General features: G+C 65.3%; 10 protein-coding genes and 1 pseudogene. 8 read left to right on the forward strand and 3 right to left on the reverse strand.

Features of this window, described 5'->3' with window-relative positions:
• Positions 1-32 precede the first annotated feature (32 nt).
• The 4 genes from VGN62_RS11045 to VGN62_RS11060 all read left to right on the forward strand — a co-directional run bounded on the left by VGN62_RS11045 (position 33) and on the right by VGN62_RS11060 (position 8054).
• A complete protein-coding gene (locus VGN62_RS11045; protein ID WP_327453714.1) occupies positions 33-1040 on the forward strand; it encodes a substrate-binding domain-containing protein in 1008 nt (335 codons plus the stop codon).
• Positions 1041-1175: 135 nt separating this feature from the next.
• Positions 1176-4136 carry a beta-phosphoglucomutase gene (gene pgmB, locus VGN62_RS11050; RefSeq protein WP_327453716.1) on the forward strand — a complete coding sequence of 987 codons (2961 nt, stop codon included), beginning with the start codon at positions 1176-1178 and terminating at the stop codon, positions 4134-4136.
• Complete coding sequence (locus VGN62_RS11055) at positions 4130-6493, forward strand: TonB-dependent siderophore receptor (protein ID WP_327453718.1); 2364 nt, start codon at positions 4130-4132, stop codon at positions 6491-6493. The genes pgmB and VGN62_RS11055 overlap by 7 nt, the downstream gene beginning before the upstream one ends.
• A 334-nt stretch (positions 6494-6827) precedes the next feature.
• On the forward strand, positions 6828-8054 hold the full coding sequence (locus VGN62_RS11060; RefSeq protein ID WP_327453720.1) for an MFS transporter: 1227 nt from the start codon (positions 6828-6830) through the stop codon (positions 8052-8054).
• Here the strand turns inward: VGN62_RS11060 and VGN62_RS11065 are convergent.
• Both VGN62_RS11065 and VGN62_RS11070 read right to left on the reverse strand, forming a co-directional pair.
• On the reverse strand, positions 8051-8497 hold the full coding sequence (locus VGN62_RS11065; protein ID WP_327453722.1) for an Lrp/AsnC family transcriptional regulator: 447 nt from the start codon (positions 8495-8497) through the stop codon (positions 8051-8053). The two genes, VGN62_RS11060 and VGN62_RS11065, sit on opposite strands and share 4 nt — an antisense overlap.
• Positions 8497-10434, reverse strand: a complete 1938-nt coding sequence (locus VGN62_RS11070) for an isoaspartyl peptidase/L-asparaginase (protein ID WP_327453724.1) — start codon at positions 10432-10434, stop codon at positions 8497-8499. The genes VGN62_RS11065 and VGN62_RS11070 overlap by 1 nt, the downstream gene beginning before the upstream one ends.
• A gap of 185 nt (positions 10435-10619) precedes the next feature.
• On the opposite strand from VGN62_RS11070, the gene VGN62_RS11075 reads away from it, so the two are divergent.
• The 3 genes from VGN62_RS11075 (at position 10620) to VGN62_RS11085 (ending at position 15233) form a co-directional block, all read left to right on the forward strand.
• Positions 10620-13364, forward strand: coding sequence for a TonB-dependent receptor plug domain-containing protein (locus VGN62_RS11075; protein WP_327453725.1), 2745 nt, complete (start codon positions 10620-10622; stop codon positions 13362-13364).
• A gap of 120 nt (positions 13365-13484) precedes the next feature.
• Positions 13485-14327 carry an amidohydrolase family protein gene (locus tag VGN62_RS11080; RefSeq protein ID WP_327453727.1) on the forward strand — a complete coding sequence of 281 codons (843 nt, stop codon included), beginning with the start codon at positions 13485-13487 and terminating at the stop codon, positions 14325-14327.
• Between the two features lie 3 nt (positions 14328-14330).
• Positions 14331-15233, forward strand: a complete 903-nt coding sequence (locus tag VGN62_RS11085) for an aldo/keto reductase (protein WP_327453729.1) — start codon at positions 14331-14333, stop codon at positions 15231-15233.
• 176 nt (positions 15234-15409) lie between these two features.
• Here VGN62_RS11085 and VGN62_RS11090 read toward each other — a convergent pair whose 3' ends face one another.
• A complete protein-coding gene (locus VGN62_RS11090) occupies positions 15410-15658 on the reverse strand; it encodes a GNAT family N-acetyltransferase (protein WP_327453731.1) in 249 nt (82 codons plus the stop codon).
• Positions 15659-15668: 10 nt separating this feature from the next.
• On the opposite strand from VGN62_RS11090, the pseudogene VGN62_RS11095 reads away from it, so the two are divergent.
• Positions 15669-15809 (forward strand): annotated as a pseudogene (locus VGN62_RS11095) (ATP-binding protein); the annotation flags it as partial.

The following is a 15809-nucleotide window of genomic DNA, read 5'->3' on the forward strand; positions in this document are numbered from 1 at the left end:
GAAACATCGACACCGCGCGGTAAGGGGCGGGGATGGCAAGTGGATCGGGTTCCAATGGCGGCGGCAATGCGCGCCCGACGATGGCGGACGTCGCGAAGGAACTCGGCATCGCGAAAATCACCGTCTCGCGCGCGCTGTCGAACCAGTCGACGGTCAAGGAAAGCACGCGGACGCTGATCCGCGAAACCGCCGAGCGCATGGGTTACCGGCTCAACGTCTCGGCGCGCAATTTGCGGCAACAGCGCACGCGTACGATCGCGGTCGTCATCGAAATGACGCCGTCGCACGAACGCCTGATGAGCGAGCCCTATCCCCTGCTGCTGCTCGGCGGCATCCTGCAGGAACTGACCGCGGCGGGACAGAATATGGTGCTCACCACCATCGACCTGTTTTCGGAAGCGCCGCCGTCGGCCGACGGGGTGATCCTGCTGGGGCAGGGGGTGCACGACGACGCCGCGGCGGTGATCGAGGCGACGGGGCTTCCCTATGTGGTCTGGGGCGCCGAACATGGTCCGCCCGAACGGATCGTCGTCGGCAGCGATAACCGCGAAGGCGGCCGGCTCGCTGCCGAATATCTGCTGGGGCGCGGGCGGCGGCGGCTGTTGTTTCTTGGCGATGCCGGGCATGGCGAGGCCGAGGATCGCCTTAATGGTTTCCATTCCGGGCTCGCGGGTTCGGACGCCGCGCTGGTCGCGAACATTCCCTGCGCCTTCACCCTCGCCGCGGGCCGCGACGCGGTCGCGCCGTTGCTCGATAATGGCGAACCCGGCTTCGATGGTATTTTCGCCAGCAGCGACGCGATCGCGATGGGCGCGATCGAGGCGTTGCAGGCGAGGGGGCACCGCGTGCCGGACGATGTGTCGGTGGTCGGCTTCGACGATTCGCCGGGCGCCGCACTGTTTTCGCCGCGGCTGACGAGCATCCGGCAGGATTGGGGCGTCGGGGGCGAGTTGCTCGCGCAAAAGGTGCTCGACCTTGTCGCCGGCAAAGCGGTCGAATCGCGCGCGATGCCGGTCGCCCTCATCGTCCGCGACAGCTAGCAGGAAAGATCGTTTCTCCTTTCTTTTCAATAGTTTCCTGCAAAATAGTATCGATATCTTGACATCGATACCATTTTGCAGGAAACCGGGCCGCAGAGCGAAGGGCCAAGCAACCTTCGCCGTGGGTGAGGGTGCGTGGCGACAATCGAAAATCCTTCCGAAGCGATGCGGCTTGTCCGTCATGGCGATGCCGCGACCGGTGCAGAGGCTGCGGCGCTCTTTGCGCTCGCCAACGGACTGGTCGGTGTCGAAGGGGTGATCGACGAACGCGCTGACAGGCCCTGCGCCTATCTGCCCGATGCCTATGTCAGCCGGCCGATCGCCTATCATGAAAGCTTTCCCGGCTATGCGAGCGCGACCGACACGCGCGTATCGTGTCCCAGCCCGGTGCTGCTGCGCCTTCATATCGACGGTCAGCCCGTCGACTTTGCCGCCGCCGAACTCGTCGATACCGAAAGCGCGCTCGATTGCGAGACCGGCCAGCTCCACCGTCTCTCGCGCTGGCGGCTCGCCGATGGCCGCGCGCTCGAAATTGCGGTCGACCGTATTGTCCCGCTGGGCGGCGGCGCCTGCGTCGCGTCGCGTATCCATATCCGGCCGCTCGATTTCGGCGGCGCGGTCGAGGCGCGGCTGACCTACGGGATCGAAGGCGCCGGCGCTGGTGGCGGTGAAGCCGACGATCCGCGCATCTCGGCCCGCTTGCGGCCGGTCTGGACCATCCCATCCCCCCTGCCGGGCGACCCGTCCACGGTCACCCGGTTCGCGCAGGATGCCGTCGAGCTCGCTTATTGCCAGCATGTCGTCGCGCCCACCGCCGAAGTTGCGGCAGAGGGCGCGGGGCATGTCGTGCGCGGCGCGCTGGTCGCCGGCGGCACCCTGACGATCGACCGGGTGGTCGCGCTGGCGTCCGCCCGCGGCGGCCCGGTCGATCTCGCGGTGTTCGAAGGCCTGCCGACAGATTTCGACGCGATTGCTAAAAGCCAGCGCGTTGCGGTCGAGGCGCTGTGGGACGGTGCGGCCCTCGCGATCGACGGCGACGATGCCCTGACGCGGGCGCTGCGCTTCGACCTGTTCCAGCTTCACCAGTCGGCGAGCCGCGATCCGGACCACAGCATCGGCGCCAAGGGCCTGACCGGCGAAGGCTATGAAGGCCATTATTTCTGGGACGCCGAAACCTTCATGCTGCCGGTGCTCGCGTTGCAGGCGCCGGACAAGGCGCGCACCTTGCTGGCCTATCGCATCGGCAAGCTCGACCGAGCGCGCGCGCACGCCCGCGCGCTCGGCCATGCGCGCGGCGCGCTTTATCCTTGGCGGACGATCGCGGGCGACGAATGCTCGTCGCACTATCCGACGGGGTCGGCGCAATATCATATCAATGGCGACATCGCTTACGCGCTCGCGCTCCATGTCGCGGCGACGGGTGACGAGGATTTTCGCGCCGAAGCCGCCGAAATGCTGTTCGAGACGGCGCGCATGTGGATGGAGATCGGCGCGTTCGACGCGCGGCGCGGCGGTGCTTTCTGCGTCTATGGCGTGACCGGACCCGACGAATATTCGGCGCTCGTCGACAATGATTTCTACACCAACGCGATTGCGCGCCGCCATCTGGCCTATGCGGCGGAGACGGCGGAGTGGCTGCGCACGCGCGGCGATCTGGCGGCGCTCGCCGGTGCGATCGGCCTCGGCGACAGCGAAATAGCCGATTGGCAGAGGGCAGCCGATGCGATGTGGTTGCCGGTCGATCCGGTGCTCGGCGTCCATCCGCAGGACGATGCGTTTCTCGGCCGCCCTGAACTGCCGGGCCTCGCGGCGCGCGACGGCCATGGCCCGCTGCTGATGCGTTATCACCCGATGATCCTCTTCCGCCATCAGGTCGCGAAGCAGGGCAATGTCGTCCAGGCGATGGCGATGGACCTCGTCGACATGCCGCTGTCGCGGCAGCGGCGTAATTTCGACCATTATGCGCGCGTAACGACGCATGATTCAACGCTGTCGTCGGTATCCTTCGCCATCATCGCGGCGCGGCTCGGCGACGAAACGGCGGCGCTCGATTTTCTCGGCGAATGCGCCTTCGTCGATCTCGAAGACCGGCACGGCAACACCTCGCACGGTCTCCACATGGCGGCGCTTGCGGGGAGCTGGCTTGTCCTCGCGCAGGGCTGGGGCGGCTTGCGCCTCGACGGTCCGGTGCCGTCGTTCCGGCCGCAGCTTCCCGTCGCGTGGAACGCTTATCGTTTCCGCCTGCAATGGCGCGGCAGCGTGATCGAGCTTGCGGTTGATGCCGCGGGTTGCACCTATCGCCTGCTGTCGGGGGCGCCGCTCGACATCGTCGACCACGGCCGCGCGCTGTGTATCGGACCGGATCCGGTCACCGCGCCGCGGCCGACGCTGAAGGGCGTCATCTTCGACCTCGACGGCGTACTCACCGACACCGCCGAGGACCATTATCAGGCTTGGCAGGCGCTCGCCGACACCTATGGCTTCGCGTTCGACCGCGCGGTCAACGAGCAGCTGAAGGGCGTCGATCGCGCCGGGTCGCTGCGGCTGATCCTCGACCATGCCGGAACCGCGGTCGATACGGACCGCTTCGACGCGATGCTGGCGGAAAAGAATGATCTCTACCGCGCCCGGCTGGCCGCCTATTCGCCCGCCAATCTTTTTGCGGGCGTCACTCGCCTGTTCGCCGGACTGCGCGCTGCGGGGCTTCGGATCGGGCTCGCGTCGGCGAGCCGCAATGCCGGCGATGTCGTGCGGCTGCTCGGCATATCCGACCAGTTCGACTTTATCGCCGACGCGGGCGGCGTCGCGCACGGCAAGCCCGCGCCCGACATTTTCCTCGCCTGTGCCGCCGGCATGGGCCTCGCCCCGGAGCTGTGTATCGGCATCGAAGATGCGCAGGCGGGAATTTCGGCCATCCATGCGGCGGGCATGGTGGCCATTGGCATCGGGTCAGAAGAGGCGCTGCCCGATGCCGACTTCAACATTCCCGCCATCGGCGATCTCACGCTCGGCCAGATCCTGTCGGCAGAACAGGCAGCGGCCCCGCGCGGACGCCGATCAACCAGAACAGGAACCGTGGAGGAATTGCCATGTTGAACAGGACCTATCTGCTGTCGTCGATTGCGCTGATCGCGCTGCCGGCGACGGCCTTCGCCCAGGAAGCGCCTCAACCCGACGACGCAGCGCCCGCGAACGAGGAAATCATCGTCACCGGCACCGCCGGCGGCGGGATCAACCGTCAGGACGCGGCGTTCGCGATCACCAGCATCAATGCGGACGCGATCAATCGCGCTGCGCCGAACAGCACCGCCGACCTGTTTAAGGTCATTCCGGGCGTGTCGGCCGAAAGCTCAGGCGGCCAGAACGGCGCGAACATCTTCGTGCGCGGTTACCCCTCGGGCGGCGACGCCGAATTCGTCACGCTGACCGTGCAGGGTGTGCCCTTCTTCTCGCCCCCGACCTTGTCGTTCCTCGAAAACACCCAGCTGATCCGCATCGACGAGACGATCGAGCGCGTCGAAGCGGTGCGCGGCGGCACCGGCGCGCTGTTCGGCAACGGCCAGCCCGGCCTCACCGTCAACTTCGTCCAGAAGGAGGGCGGCCGCGATTTCGAAGGGCTCGTGAAGGCGAGCGTCACCGACTATGGCGACCTGCGCGGCGACATGCTGCTGTCGGGGCCGCTCGGCGAGAATACGAGCTTCATGGTCGGCGGCTATTATTCGAGCGGTGAGGGCATCCGCAGCCCCGGCTTCACCGCCGAAAAGGGCGGCCAGATCACCGGCAATATCCGCCACGATCTCGACAAGGGCTCGATCCTCGTCTTTGCGCGCTATCTCAACGATCGCGGCCAGTGGCTGCTGCCGATCCCGGTGATCCGCGACGGCAACAAGGTGCGCCAGTTCGGCAATATCGACCCCGGCACCGGCGTGCTCGCGGGCCCCGAAACGCGGCTCGCCGTGCTGCCCGACGGCACGCGCACCGACCTTGCCGACGGCCGCGGTGCAAAGCTGATCAATCTCGGCACCAATTTCGATTATGAGGTCGGCGACGGGCTGCAGCTGCGTTACCGCGCGAGCTATCTCAAGGGCGATGCCGACACGACCGGACTCGTCCCCGCGAGCACCGCGATGACCGCGAACGCCTATGCCGCCTCGCTCGGCAGCACGGTCGGCAGCCTGACCTATGTCAACGGCGGGCAGGCGGTCGCCGGCACCACGCAGGTGATCCGCGCGGGCACATGGATCGTGCGCAAGCAGATCGAGGATTTCACCAACGACCTCGCGGTCGAATGGGAAAGCGGGAACAACAAGTTCACCGTCGGCGCCTATTATTCGGACTTCTCGTCGGACGATCAGTGGAACCTCGGCAACGTCCATCTGCTGACCGCCGAAAACCATGGCCGCCTGCTCAACCTGACGCTTGCCAACGGCCAGATCGCGTCGAGCAACGGCTTTACGCAAGGCTCGTTCTTCAACGTCAACGCCGCCTATGACGGCCGCGAATATGCCTTCTATGCGGTTGACGAGTTCCAGATCACGCCCGACCTGCGCTTCGATGCGGGCATCCGCTACCAGAATTACAAGGCGACGGGCACGATCGAGAATAACAGCTCGGTCGATACCGACGGCAATCCGAACACGCTCTACAACAACGGCACCGCGGTGCTGAACGGCACCTTCCGCAATATCGCGTACAAGAAGGGCGCCTGGTCGTGGACCGCGGGCCTCAACTATGACTTCTCGTCGTCGGTCGGCGCTTATGTCCGCTACAACCGCGGCAACACCAACCCCTTCTTCGACAATCTGCGCGACGGGATTTTCGTGTCGCCACGCGTCGACAATTTCGAGGGCGGGGTAAAGGTCCGCACCGACCTGGTGTCGCTCTATGCCACGCTGTTCCACACCAAGTTCAAGGGTCTGGTGACGACGGTGATCCAGAACGGCGCGCCCGTCGCCGACATTGGCGGCGCGCGCAGCACGGGGATCGAACTCGAAGGACAGGTCCGCCCGATCGACAATTTCGCCATCGCTTTTTCGGGCACCTGGCTCGATGCGAAATACCGCGACTTCTTTGCGGGCGGCGGGACGATCGACCTCAGCGGCAACCGCGTGCAACGCCAGCCGAAGTGGCAGTGGCGCGTGACGCCGTCGTACGACATCGAGTTCGGCGACGACAGCAAGGTCTCGCTCTATTCGACCTTCAGCTACGTCGGCGACCGCTTCTCCGACACCGCGAACACCCAGTCGCTGCCGCATTATTTCAAGATCGACGCGGGGGTGACGGTCGACGTCAACAAGGCGCTGACCTTTGCGGTTACCGCCGACAATCTGACCGACAAGGTCGGGCTGACCGAAGGCGATCCGCGCACGTTGGGGCAGGTCGGGGGCGAAGTCGTCAACGCCCGCCCGATCCTCGGCCGGTCGTTCCGCTTCAGCGCGGCGTATAAATTCTAGAAGGGACATCCCCCCTTGGGTGGCCGCGGCCTCTTCGCGGCCACCCCTCTTTTTTCTGCTAAGGACGGTTGGGTCAGAACCTGCCTATCGCGCGATCGAGGTTTGAAGCGATTTTGTTCAGGGCAAGGAAGCGAGGCGCAGGCATATGAATATATTCCAAGGCTCGCTGACGCAGCCATGGACAAAATCGGTCAAATCCCTTCGGGACGCCGAAATGGCTTCGATCTCGCCTCCGCGCGGCCTTGCAGATGAAACCACCATCGGCGGCGGCCACGCGAAGCCGATCTCTTCGCCATTTCGGCGCCTCGAACGCGCGATAGACAGGTTCTGACCCATGGCGCGCACTCGACTGATCGCAGCACTGATCCTGACCTATGTCGCCTTCGCGATGCTGCTCAACAGCGTCGGGACGGTGATCCTCCAGTCGATTTCCAGCTTTGGCGTGACCAAGCCCGAGGCGAGCACGCTCGAAGGCTTCAAGGACATCACGATCGCGGTCGTATCGTTCCTGACCGCGAGCTACCTGCCGCGCCTCGGCCTCCGCAACGCGCTGATCGGGGCGCTGCTGCTCGCCGTCGCCGGCTGCATCGTGATGCCACTGATCGGCAGCTTCGGCGCCGCGCAGCTCCATTTCGCGATGGTCGGCGTCGCCTTCGCGGTCGCCAAGGTCGTCGTCTATTCGATGATCGGCCTCGTCACCGACAGCCCGCGAAAGCACGCCAGCCTGACCAGCCTGATCGAGGGCATGTTCATGGTCGGCGTCCTCTCCTCTTACTGGGTGTTCAGCGCCTTTATCGACCCGACGGGGCTGCGCTGGCTGAACGCCTATTGGGTGCTCGGCGCAATCACCGCGCTGGCCCTCGCGTTGTTGCTTACCGCGCGGGTCGACGAACATCGCGCGCATGAGGGCGAGGAAACGGCGGCCGGCGAAGGGCCGCCGTTCGTCGCGATGCTCAAGCTCGCGGCGCTGCCGCTGGTGCTGGTCTTCGTCGCCTGCGCCTTCCTGTTCGTGCTGATCGAGCAGGGGATCCAGAGCTGGCTTCCGACCTTCAACAACGAGGTGCTGCACCTGCCCGCGCAAATGAGCGTCCAGGCGGCGAGCCTGTTCGCGGGGTGCCTCGCGATCGGGCGCTTCGGCGCGGGCGCGGTGATGGCGCGCTTCGACTGGTATCCGGTGCTGAACGTCTGCCTCGCGGCGCTCGCGGCGCTGATCATCCTCGTGCTGCCGCTCGCCGATGGTCTCACCCCCGGGGCGATCCACAGCTGGGGCGATGCGCCGGTCGCGGCGTTCCTCTTTCCGCTGATCGGTATCGCGCTGGCGCCGGTCTATCCGACGATCATCTCGGTGATGCTGAGCGCCATGCCCAATCGCCAGCACCCGCCGCTGATGGGGCTCGTCGTCGTTTTTTCGGCGCTCGGCGGCACCACCGGGTCGATCATCACCGGGGCGATCTTCGCCCATCTCGATGGTCAAACCGCCTTCACGCTGATGCTGGTGCCGACCGCGCTCCTTGCGGGGGGTCTGTTCCTGCTGCGCCGCCGGATCGCGCTCGTTTCCTAGCGCTCGACCTTGGTCGCGAGGATCACTGAGGTCGTGGTGCGCTCGACCCCGTCGAGCAGGCCGATCTCGTCGATCAGTTCGTTGAGCTGCGCCCCATCCTCGGCCTCGAGCATCGCAATGATGTCATATTCGCCGCTGATCGCATGGATCGCCTGTACCAGCGAAAAGCCCGCGAGCGCCTGTTCGACCTCGCGGTGAAAGCGCGGCAGCGTCTTGATCATCATATGCGCGCGCACCCGGCTTGCGGCAAAAGCGTTGCCCAGCCGCACCGTATAGCCGGCGACGATTTTTTCTTCCTCCAGCCGCGCGAGGCGCGAATAGATCGCGCCGCGCGAAATGCCGAGTTCCTTGGCGAGTTGCGCGATCGTCTGCCGCGCATCGTCGCGCAGCAGGGTGAGCAGGCGTTCGTCGATCTCGTCGAGATTGACGCCCGATTGCGCCATCAGTCGGCCAGCTTTTCGTCGGCGAAGATCGCGTTTTGTGGAGTCCCCCCGGCGCTCATCCGGCCACGATACATGCCAAGGTCGTTGATGGCAAAGGCGGGGCGCCCGTCGGGACCCATCGCGATCAGCCCGCCGTCGCCGCCGATCGCGCCCACCGCCATGATCGCACCTTGCGCGGCGTCCTTCAGGCTTTCGCCCTTCCACGCGACGCGGTCGCAGACCTGGCGTGCTGCGCTTTCGCGGATGAAATATTCGCCCGACCCGGTGGCCGACACCGCGCACTGGCCATTCTTCGCATAGGTGCCCGCGCCGATGATCGGCGAATCGCCGATGCGGCCCCAGCGTTTTCCGGTCATCCCGCCGGTCGAGGTCGCGGCAGCGAGATTGCCCTCGGCGTCGAGCGCGACCGCGCCGACGGTGCCGAACAAATGCGTCGGGTCGACCGCCGACACCTGCTTTTCGCGCCAGCGCAGCAGTCCCTGCCAGCGTTCCTCGGTGCGGAACCAGCTTGGGTCGACCTGTTCGAGCCCGCGCTCGACCGAAAAGCGGTCGGCGCCGTCGCGCGCCAGCATGACGTGCGGGCTCTTGTCCATCACCGCGCGCGCGAGGTCGATCGGGTGGCGCGTGCGCGTGACGCCCGCGACCGCGCCGGCCTTGAGCGTCTTGCCGTCCATGATCGCGGCGTCGAGTTCATTCTTGCCCTCGGCGGTGAACACCGCGCCGCGCCCGGCGTTGAACAGCGGATTATCCTCGAGCACGCGCACCGCAGCCGCCACGGCATCGAGCGCTGCGCCGCCCTTGTCGAGCACCGCGCTGCCCGTGCGCAGCGCCTCGTCGAGTCCGGCGCGATACGCCTTCTCCTTTTCGGGAGCGAGCGAGCCGCGCTCGATCACCCCCGCGCCGCCGTGAATTGCGAGCGACCAGCGCGGAACCTCGACGATCTCGCCCGCGCGCGCGGCGTAATTTCGCACGAACACCGGCGCATCGACCCGGCCCGAGGGCAGGTGAAGCACCGATCCGGGGCCGACCCCCGTCACCTTGACGCGCGGGGCGTCGAGTGGGCCGCGTTGCGCCAGATTGCGGAGGCCGGTGCCGTCGACGACCCAGGCATAGCCGTCGGGCTCGGTCGCATAGATGCGCGCGCGGCCATCGGGTTCGACCGCGAGCGCCGCACTTTCGTCGACGCCGAGGCCGAGCATCGCGGGCTGGTCGGCGGCGCGCCCGACCTGCGCCTTGGCGACGAAAGCGAACAGGCGGCCGAGCCGTTCGCGCTCCTTGAAATGCGTGTCGGTAACGATGCCCTTCAACAGCGCGAAATGCAGGAAATCGCCCTCGATCGTATTGGCGGGGCCGAACGGATCGGCGAGCGCTTCGGGGCTTTTGATGCTGCCGTCGTCCATCGCGCCGTAAAGCTTCTCGCCCTGGATCGCGAGGCCGGCGCTGGTGCCCGCGAGCGGCTTGCCCGCTGCGACATGCGCGTTGAGGATGTCGCCGACCGGCGTCCCGCGCCAGTAGCGGACGTAACGCGCCTGATCGCCGCCCGCGATGAAGATGCCGTCGGCCTTTTTCAGCCGGTCGAGGATCTTCTTGTTCGTCGCTTGCGACCGGGCGTGGAAGACGAAGATTTCGGTCGACTGGATGCCGCGGATATCGTGGAAGAATTCCTCGCCGATTTCCTTGCCGTAAGATGCGCTGATCACTACGATATGGCCGTTGCCGGCCTTGCCGAAGAACCATTTCATCGCGTCGATGTTGCGGTCGCCGCCGCCCATCAGCAGCAGCCCGCCCGACACCGGGCCCGGCGTCGGCGTGTTCAATTTGCCGAAGACATAATGTTCAGTGGGCTTGTCCTTTGCCTCCTTCGCCCCGGCGGGCGCGAGGCCAAGACCCGTTGCCGCGAGCAGCAGCCAAAATCCCCGCACGATCGAACGCAGCATCCGTCTTCCTTTTTGCGACCCCAGAAGGCGTGATGTTACATAATGACCGCACCAAAAGACAATATGATTTCCCATTTCACCATTATGATTGAAATTATCGACGTTTTCTGGTCGAGAGGCTGAAATATCCGGTGGGGCGGCGCTTGGGATCGAGTCGCTCTGCGGTAGAAACAAGGGGTTGATAGATGACGAATTTCGGGAAGCGGGCGTTTCGGATTGCCCTCGGGCTGGGTGTTTGCGTGCCGGCGCTGGCCGCGCCGGCCTTTGCGCAGGATGCCGCCGAAGGCAGCGAACAGGAAATCATCGTCACCGGATCGCGCATCCCGACGATCAAGGATCAGGGGCCGTCGCCGGTCACCACGATCGATTCCGATGCGATCCGCGCCAACGGCTATACCAGCGTTCCCGAACTGCTCGCGGCGATGACGCAGAACAGCGGCGAAACGCAAAGCCCGCAGTCGGGAAGCAGCGCCGATTTCACCCCCGGCGCGCAACAGGTCGACCTGCGCGGGCTCGGCCCCAATCACACGCTGGTGCTGGTCAACGGCCGCCGCATCGCCGACTTTCCGCTCCCCTATATCGGGCGCAGCAACTTCACCGATATCTCGAACATACCCGTCAGCCTGATCGACAAGGTCGAAATATTGAGCGGCGCCGCCTCGGCCATCTATGGCTCGGACGCGATCGCGGGGGTCGTGAACTTCAAGATGAAGGAGAAGCTCGACGGCATCACGCTCGACTATCGCCATGGCCGGACCCAGCATGGCGGCGGCCTGTCGCACCGCGTGACCGCGACCGGCGGCTGGTCGACCGACCGGTTCAGCATCGTGGGCGGGATCGAATATCTTGACCAGCGGCCGCTCTGGGGTTTCCAGCGCAAGATCCAGGACAGCACCGAAGACAGTCCGGTCGCTTCGACGGCGAGCGCGCGGCGGACTTTCTACCGCGCCGACTATTACGACGATTATATCACGCCCGACGCCGGGACGTGCGAGCGGCTGTCGAACCTCAATTTCGGGACCGTCGCGCTCTATAACCGTCCGCGGTACGGCGATTTTTGCGGCAGCAAGGAATCGATCGGTTACGGCACGATCATTTCGGGCCGCAAGGGCTTCAACAGTTTTGCCAGCGCGACCTACGAACTGTCGGACAATGCCAAACTGTTCGTCGACGCCCAGCTCGGGATCAGCAAGGTCCGGCTGATGTACGACACGACGAGCTGGGCCTTCGAGCAAACGTCGAGCAGCTCGGACAATTATTTCTACAACAGCTTTACGGGGCAGATCGAGGACTGGGGTCGCCAGTTCACGCCGGAGGAAACCGGCGGGTTCGAAATGCAGCGCAGCAAGCAGACGACCTATAGCATCACCCCCGGCATCCGCGGCAATTTCGGCAATGCCTGGAATTACGAGGCGTCGTTCAACTACAGCCGCTACCAGTCGGTCGTCCGCTGGCCGCAGATCATCAACCAGAAGGCCAAGGACTTTTTCCTCGGCGCGCAGAACGGGCTTGGCGACGACGATTATCCGTCGTTCAATGCCAATCCGGCCAACCTCTATCGCCAGCTCACGCCCGCCGAATATGACAGCATCTCGGCCGACACCGTCTATCGCCCCTATAGCTGGACGAGCAATGCGCAGGCGACGCTGACCAACGGCGAATTGTTCCAGCTGCCCGCCGGCCCGGTCGGGATCGCGCTCGTCGCCGAATATGGCAAGCAGGGCTATAATCTTCGCCCCGATCCGCTCGCGCTGACCGACTATTATTACAGCTGGAAGGACAGCGACGGGTCGGGCAAGCGCAGCCATGCCGCGATCGGCGGCGAAGTGCGCGTGCCGGTGCTCGACTTCGTCACGCTGACGGGTGCGGGCCGCTACGACCGCTTTGGCTACGCCGGGCGGCACGCCGACAAATTCACCTATAATGGCGGCATCGAGGTGCGCCCGACGAACAGCCTGCTGTTTCGCGCCGCCTATGGCACCGCCTTCCGCGCACCCGACCTCCATTATCTGTTCACCGGCCCCGGCAATGTCGAAAGCAGCGTGATCGACTATTACACCTGCCGTCAGGACACCCCCGGCGCCGGGATCAGCGACTGCGAGGATTATGACGTCGATATCGTCGCGCAGCGCAGCGGCAACCGCGAACTCAAGGCCGAAACCGGTAAGACGCTGACCGCCGGCGCGGTATTTTCGCCGTCGCGCAACTTCCATGTCTCGGTCGACTATTTTCGCGTATCGCTCGACAACCAGGTCAACGACCTGCGTGCCAGCGAACTGACGCGCGACGAGGCCGATTGCCGTCCCGACGGGGCGAACAACACCGCGCTCGATCCCAATTCGCCGACCTGTCAGGCCGCGCTTGCGCGCATCAAGCGTTTCGCCAGCGGCGCGCTCATGAACCAGATCGAATCGATTTCGATCAACCCGATCAACGTCGCGCGCGAAAAGACGAGCGGTATCGACGTTGCGTTCCGCGGTACGCTGCCCACCAGCTTCGGCGACTTCACCTTGTCGCTCGCGCACAGCCATGTGTTCAAGCACACGCTGGTCCAGTACACGGGCGATCCGGTCGAAAACAAACTGGCGGCGGACAGCGGCTATTACACGCCGCGCGACAAATCGAACGGCAGCATCACCTGGGCGTCGGACGGCGTGCAGTTCACCCTGTCGGGCACGCGCCTCGGCAAGCTGCCCAACTATGACGAGGATGCCTTCATCAAGGCGAGCTATCTGTTCAACGCGACGCTGCAATATGATTTCACCGATCATATGCGCGGGTCGCTGACGGTGCGGAACGTCTTCGACAAGATGCCGGTGAAGGACCCGACCTGGTCGAGCTATCCCTATTACAACACCAGCTGGTTCGACAGCATCGGCCGCAGCGTCTTCCTGCAGCTGACCTACAAACTCGGCGGTTCGGCGCTCTGATGATCGTTGGGGAGGGCGGGAGATGATCCCGCCCGAACCTCTTTCGCCGTTGAGGTAATTGGCCGCAGCGTCGCTTTGTGGCAGGTCGGGGACATTCCGGCCTGACGCAATGGAGACCTCATGCGAGCCTTGCTGCTTTCGATCGCCCTGCTGGCGTCCGTTTCGCCTGCCTTTGCGCAGGACGCGGTCATCGACACCCATGTCCATCTCCACAAGGGCGAGGCGTCGATCGCCGAGTACCGGGCGCAGCTCAGGGCTGCGGGCCAATCGGTCGACGCGTTCGGCGCGATGTGGTTCGGCGGCCCGAACCAGGCGCTCGCGGGCAATCCCGGCGACATAGCGAGGCGCAACGACGCGCTGATCGCGCTCGCGGCGAAGAACCCGGACATGATCGCAATCGCGACCGTGCATCCCTATGACGGCGATGCCGCGCTCGCCGAGGTCGACCGCGTCGCGGCGCGCGGGGTGCGGCTGCTCAAGATTCACCCCCACACGCAAAAATTCGACGCCGCCGACCCGCGCGTGCTGACGCTCGTGAAGCGTGCCGGCGAAAAGGGGCTGGTCGTGGTGATGGACAATGCGAGCATCGTGCCGAGCGACAATGAGAAGCTCTTCAATCTCGCGCTCGCCGCGCCGAAGACGAAGTTCATCTTCGGCCATATGGGGGGGCTCGGCTTCCGTTTCTGGAACATCCTAGCGCTCGCACGCACCGCCGAAAATCTCTTCGCCGACAATATCTATTTCGACATTTCGGGGAGCGTGATCCTCGCGGCGGATTCGCCGATCGAGGCCGAGTTTGTGTGGACGATCCGTAACGTCGGAGTCGACCATGTGCTGATCGCTTCGGACTTCCCGCAAATCTCGCTGGCGAAGACGCTCGATGCCTTTGCGAAACTCGACCTGACCGACGAAGAGCGCGCGAAGATCCGGTCGGGTAACGCGCGCAAGCTGCTCGGGCGCTGATCGATGACGGACCATCTTCCCGCGCCCGCCAAAGTGATTTTGGCCGGACATGAGATTTTACCTATAGCCTGGGGCATGTGGCGTTTTGCGGGCACCGATGTCGCGACGGCGCGTGCGCGGATCGATGCGGCATTCGAGGCAGGGGTGACCCTCTTCGACACCGCCGATATCTATGGTGCCGATACGCCGGGCGGCTTCGGCTCGGCAGAGGCCTTGCTCGGAGAGGTCTTGGCCGAAGCGCCGGGGCTGCGCGGGCGGATGGTGCTTGCGACCAAGGGCGGGATCATTCCCGGGGTGCCCTATGATAGCAGCGCGCCCTATCTGGCGTCGGCGATCGACAATTCGCTCCGGCGCCTGCACACCGACCATGTCGAGCTATGGCAGGTCCATCGTCCCGACCTGCTCACCCATCCGCAGGAAGTCGCGCGCACACTCGAGGAGGCGCACTGCGCGGGCAAGATCGGCGCGATCGGCGTCTCGAATTTCACCGCGGCGCAAACCGCCGCGCTCGCCAAGTTCCTGCCCGTCCCGGTAGCCAGCCACCAGAGCGAATTTTCGCCGCTCCACCTCGCCCCGCTTTTCGACGGCATCTTCGACCAGTCGATGGCGGAGGGCATGGCCTTCCTCGCCTGGTCGCCGCTCGGCGGCGGCCGGCTCGGCGATCCGGCCGACAAGCGCACATGGGCCATCGCCGGGCTGCTCGATGCGAAGGCCGCGGACTATGGAGTCTCGCGGGCGGCGGCAACCTATAGCTGGGTGATGGCGCATCCGGCGCGTCCGATCCCGATCGTCGGGACGCAGAATGTCGACCGCATCAGGGAGATCCCGCAAGCCTTCGCGCCGCGCTGGACGCGCGCCGAATGGTATGCGGTGCTGCAGCTGTCGATGGGCGAGAAGTTGCCGTAACCGGCACGCAGTCGTTGCGGTGGCGATCGCTTGGCGAAGATGCCCCGCCCCACGTTTGAGACGTAGGAGAGAGGGGGACGGGGCGAGCGCGCTTAACCACCCGACGGGTTACGGGGCGATGAACGGGGATATAAAAAGTGCGCCCGCGACCTGCGGACGCGCGCCTGTGGCGGCGGCTATTCGCCCGACACCGAAAGGCGCCGGCCGAGGCTGATCCGATCCTCTGCCGCATATCCCAGCTGTTCGTAGAAATGGACGACCTCCGCGTTCGTCGCCCGCACCTGCAAATTGACCTTGATGCAGCCGAGCGCCTGCAGCGCGTCCTCGGCGTGTCGAACCAGCGCCCGGCCGATGCCCGCGCGCTTTGCATTGCGCCGGACCGCGACCGAGTAGAGCCAGCCGCGATGCCCGTCATAGCCCGCCATCGCCGATCCGGTGGTGACACGCCTCGAAGAGGAGACCCGGATCGGCAAAGGCGGGACCCTGGCGGCGCAGCTGTCGCGGCTCGACCTGATCGTGCTCGACGAGCTCGGTTATCTGCCGTTCGCCCGCTCGGGAGGGCAGTTGCTGTTCCAC

Source organism: Sphingopyxis sp., from assembly GCF_035998905.1.
In the GTDB taxonomy this organism is placed as follows: domain Bacteria; phylum Pseudomonadota; class Alphaproteobacteria; order Sphingomonadales; family Sphingomonadaceae; genus Sphingopyxis.

What these genes read in the sequence shown, in the direction of transcription:
- VGN62_RS11045 (WP_327453714.1), top strand. Translation starts at nt 33, where the DNA reads ATGGCAAGTGGATCGGGTTCCAATGGCGGCGGCAATGCGCGCCCGACG.
- VGN62_RS11055 (WP_327453718.1), top strand. Translation starts at nt 4,130, where the DNA reads ATGTTGAACAGGACCTATCTGCTGTCGTCGATTGCGCTGATCGCGCTG.
- VGN62_RS11060 (WP_327453720.1), top strand. Translation starts at nt 6,828, where the DNA reads ATGGCGCGCACTCGACTGATCGCAGCACTGATCCTGACCTATGTCGCC.
- VGN62_RS11065 (WP_327453722.1), bottom strand. Translation starts at nt 8,497, where the DNA reads ATGGCGCAATCGGGCGTCAATCTCGACGAGATCGACGAACGCCTGCTC.
- VGN62_RS11070 (WP_327453724.1), bottom strand. Translation starts at nt 10,434, where the DNA reads ATGCTGCGTTCGATCGTGCGGGGATTTTGGCTGCTGCTCGCGGCAACG.
- VGN62_RS11075 (WP_327453725.1), top strand. Translation starts at nt 10,620, where the DNA reads ATGACGAATTTCGGGAAGCGGGCGTTTCGGATTGCCCTCGGGCTGGGT.
- VGN62_RS11080 (WP_327453727.1), top strand. Translation starts at nt 13,485, where the DNA reads ATGCGAGCCTTGCTGCTTTCGATCGCCCTGCTGGCGTCCGTTTCGCCT.
- VGN62_RS11085 (WP_327453729.1), top strand. Translation starts at nt 14,331, where the DNA reads ATGACGGACCATCTTCCCGCGCCCGCCAAAGTGATTTTGGCCGGACAT.
- VGN62_RS11090 (WP_327453731.1), bottom strand. Translation starts at nt 15,658, where the DNA reads ATGGCGGGCTATGACGGGCATCGCGGCTGGCTCTACTCGGTCGCGGTC.